Here is a 4,057-nt window from a genome sequence, read left to right as displayed (position 1 = left end):
GGGCACGGCGCCCGTGCCGCGCACGAAGGCGCGGGTAAGCAGCAGCATGGCCAGCACGGCCAGCCGGTCGCGCTCAAGGCGGCTCACCCGCCCGGCGCGCAGGTGCTTTTCGAAGGTGGGGGCGTTCTGCACCGCGTGGCACACCTCCACGCCGAACAGCACCACCGCCCATGAAACGTACAGCCACATCAGGAACAGCGGTACCTGCGCAAAGCTGCCGTAGATCAGCCCGTAACTGGCAAAGCGGGCCTGCCAGGCCATGTAGGCGTACTCCGCGCCCTGCCAGGCCATGGCCGCCAGCAGCGCCCCTGCCATGGCCGCGCGCGGGTGCACCCGGGTGTTGGGAATGTACGAGTACAGGAACAGCAGCACCACGAAGACCATGAACAGCGGCACCAGCTTGAGCAGCAACAGGTAGGCCGCGCCCACCGGAGCCACTTCCAGCAGCCTGCCCAGCAGCCTGCCGCTGCGCAGGCTGGCGCCCAGGGTGACGGCGGTGGCCATCAGCAGGGGGCAGACCAGCATCACCGAAAAGAAGTCGGTGAACTTGCGCCATGGGCTGCGGCCCTGACGCACCTTCCAGATGGCGTTGAACGAACGCTCGATGTTGGCCATGAGCATGCCCGCCGTCACCAGCAGAAAGGCCGCGCTCACCGCGCCCATGCGGCCCGCGCTGGTGCGTTCCACGTATTCCAGGATGCGCGCCACCGTGTCCGGGTTGCCCGCCGCAAGGCGCAGCAGCAACATCTGGGTGACCTCTGCGTTGTGCACCCCAAGGCCCTTGGTGATGGAAAACACCACGGCCAGAAACGGCACCATGGACAGCACGAAGGTCATGGTCAGGGCAGATGCGCGCAGCAGGCACTGGTCGTCCACGAAGCCCAGCGCCGCCAGAAAGGCGCGCCGCAGCAGCCACACCAAGCCGCGCCGGGCGGCCGGGGCAGTTTCGGCGCGCTCGAGCCATACGTCGCTGGTCACGTAACGGCGCACGCGTCGGGCGCGGTCGCGCAGGGTGGGTCCGTGCATCCGGCCTCCGTGGGTTTCGGGGGGGGCGGGCGGAAGGCAATGCGGGCGGGGGCGCGGCAGCCCCTTGCCATGGGCCGGGTCTGTTCGTACCATGGCTGCATGCAAGCGTATCAGACCGGGACCGATGCAGGCAATGACGCGGCGCAGGCCGGGTGTGTGCTCCATGCCCCCCATTCCGCCCGATCGCTCCGGACTCTTTCATCACCAGCCGCCGCGCGGCCTTGTGACAGAGAGCCCGGGGGCAGCGGAGGTGACATGGGCGGTTCCGGTCGCGCGGTCTTGTGGCGCGTGCTGGCATCCGCCGCGCTGTGCGCCCTGTTGCTGACGGGGTGCAGCGGCACCCGGCAGGGCACCGCCCCGGAAAGTGCGGTCACCACGCCGCCCCCCGCCGAGGTGCGCGTGGAATCCGCAGCGTCCACTCCCGACAATTCCCACGCATCCGACAGGCCCGCCGCCTGCTGGAACCCCCTGCTGGGCCGTCTGGCTGCCGACGGCGTGTCCGGCGGGCGCATCGACGCGTTGTTCGTCCAACTGGGCGATGCGGTTTCGCCAGACCCCATGGGCCGCAAGGTCAAGGAACTGTACACCACCAAGTTCCTGCGGCCGGAGCCGCAACCCGTGCCGCCCGGCCAGAAGCCCAGGCCCGCGCGCCCGCCCATGTACCCCGGCGTGGTCACCGACGAGAACGCGGCCAAATGCCGCGCCTTCCTGACGGAGAACGCCCGCTGGTTCTCGCTGGCGGAATCGCGCTTCGGCGTGCCGCGTGAAGTGGCGGTGTCGCTGCTGTTCGTGGAAACGCGCCTGGGCACGGCCCTGGGCAAGGGCAACGCCTTCCGCAATCTGGCCGCCATGGCTGCGGCGGACACACCGGACATGGTGCCCGGCTACATCGCCGCGCTGCCCGGCGCGGACGGCAACCTGGACTGGATTTCGCTGCGCATGCGGCAGAAGTCCGACTGGGCCTACCAGGAACTGAAGGCCCTCATCCGTCACGCCGACGCGCTGGGCCAGGACCCGCTGACCATGCCCGGCTCCATCTACGGGGCCGTGGGCATCTGCCAGTTCATGCCCAGCAATATTCCGGCCTACGGCGTGGACGGCGACGGCGATGGCCGCGTGGACCTGTACACGGTGGGTGACGCGGTGTTCAGCCTGTCCAACTATCTCGACAGGCATGGCTGGCAGCCCGGCATGCGGCGCGATGCGCGCTACAACGTGCTGAAGCGCTACAACAACAGCGCGGCCTACGCCAACACCATCCTGGCCCTGGCCGACAAGGTGGCGGGCAAGCCCGCCCAATCCGCCCAGCCCACAAAGGCCGCCCAGCCCGGCAAGCCCGCGCAGCCAGGGACCGCAAAGCACAAGGCACCGGCCAGCCCCGCGCAGCCCGTCCCCCCGCACTCCCCCGGGGCGTCCGCAACCGCCTCGGCTGCGCAGTAGCCTGCCATGCGGCGTTGTTCGCACTTCTTTCGTCCCTTTTTGCCCCCCCCACTATTATTTGCCGGACGCGGTGTTGGGCGCACTGTTCCACTTTCTTCCGCGCTGTTTCGCTTTCATCCGTTCCATCCGCGTTCATCCGCTTTCATCTGGGACAGCGGTGTTCCCGGCATGCAATTCCCCGGCCCTTTGGTCTGGCGGTTGGACCCTGCCTTGCCGTTTTTTTTTGATGCATCGCGTGTCGCGTAGCGGCAGAGTAATAATGGCGGGCCGATGGCCCGGGGGTTAGCTTCGGGCATCGCCGCCCCAAGGAGGCCCGATGCTCGCCGACCCACTCCCAGAATCCCCGCCCCCCGGGCGATCGCCGTCACCCGCGCCCGTGATGCCCGACTCCCCGCCGGACACCGCGCCTGATGCGGACGAAGCCTCTTCTCTGGCCCTCTCCGTTCCCTTCGAGTCCCTGACCCCATTGCGCGGCATGCTGCTCGCTCTGTTGCTGCCTCTGGCGGCCTTGGCCCTGCAATGGACGTTGTGGGACTACATTCGGCCATATGTGTGGTTTCTGTTCTATCCCGCCGTATTCTTCGCCTCGTGGGCTGGTGGGCTGGCGGGCGGGACGGCTGCCACATTGTTCTCGGCCCTGCTGGTGCTCTTTTTCTTCATTCCGCCCACCTTCTCTTTCATGGTGGCGGAACCGGCGGGCGTGGTCTCCGTAGCCATGTTTCTGGGGATGGGTTTACTGTTCAGCCTGGGGAACCAGCACTCGCGTGATGCCATCCGCCGTGCCGCCGGAGCGCTGCGCCGACAGCAGGCCGAGTGTGCCGAAGCGGAAGAGGCCAACGCGCGGTTGCGCATGGCCAATGCCGAGCTTGCCGCCCGGTGCGCGCGTGCCGATGAACTGGACGCCCTGAAGACCCGTTTTTTCGCCAACATCAGCCATGAACTGCGCACGCCACTCACCTTGTTGCTGGGGCCGCTGGAACGGCTGCTGGCCGAAACGCCCGAGGGCGACGGGCACCGCAACGCGCTGTCCACCATGCTGCGCAACGCCCGGTTGCTGCACCAGCATGTGGACGACATGCTGGACCTTTCGCGCGTGGATGCCGGGGCCATGCAACCGCGCCACGCAGAGGCGGACCTGTCCGCGCTGACGCGGACCATCTGCGCCTATTTCGATACGCTGGCCGACCAGCGCGGCATTCGGTACGGGGTGCAGGCCCCACTGCGTCTCGATGCGCAGGTGGACACGGACAAGTACCGCCGCATCCTGCTCAACCTGCTGTCCAACGCCTTCAAGTTCATCCCGGACGGGGGCAGCGTTTCCGTGACCCTGGAACGCCAGGGCGGCGAGGCGCTGCTTTCGGTGAGCGACGACGGGCCGGGCGTGCCCGCACACCTGCGCGACGCGGTGTTCGAGCGCTATCGCCAGAGCGGCGAGGGGGCGCGGGGGCTGCATGGCGGCAGCGGTCTCGGGCTGGCCATCGTCAAGGAATTCGCTGAACTGCACGGCGGCTCCGCCAGCGTCGGGCAGGGGGCCGAGGGCGGGGCGCTGTTCCTGGTGCGGCTGCCGCTGACCGCGCCCCCGGGCGTGGAG

The 4,057-nt window shown here is 68.5% G+C and carries 3 protein-coding genes; 2 read left to right on the top strand and 1 reads right to left on the bottom strand.

The annotated features are described in order from the left end of the window. Positions 1-1,026, bottom strand: a 1,026-nt coding sequence (locus tag FVW27_RS09565; RefSeq protein WP_167124652.1) for a YihY/virulence factor BrkB family protein, incomplete at its 3' end; no start/stop codon positions are given. A 255-nt stretch (positions 1,027-1,281) separates the two neighbouring features. Between FVW27_RS09565 and FVW27_RS09560 the strand changes: the two genes are divergently transcribed. Beyond that, positions 1,282-2,466: a lytic murein transglycosylase gene (locus tag FVW27_RS09560; RefSeq protein ID WP_167124651.1), complete on the top strand. Its 1,185-nt coding sequence runs from the start codon at positions 1,282-1,284 to the stop codon at positions 2,464-2,466. A gap of 379 nt (positions 2,467-2,845) precedes the next feature. Continuing rightward, positions 2,846-4,057, top strand: a 1,212-nt coding sequence (locus FVW27_RS09555; RefSeq protein WP_243838327.1) for a sensor histidine kinase, incomplete at its 3' end; no start/stop codon positions are given.

It is taken from the genome of Nitratidesulfovibrio liaohensis, assembly GCF_011682075.1.
GTDB classification, from domain to species: domain Bacteria; phylum Desulfobacterota; class Desulfovibrionia; order Desulfovibrionales; family Desulfovibrionaceae; genus Cupidesulfovibrio; species Cupidesulfovibrio liaohensis.
This window is presented reverse-complemented; position numbering and strand designations above follow the sequence as displayed.

Excerpts from the sequence above, each read along its gene's own strand:
- FVW27_RS09560 (WP_167124651.1), top strand. The coding sequence starts at position 1,282 with ATGGGCGGTTCCGGTCGCGCGGTCTTGTGGCGCGTGCTGGCATCCGCC.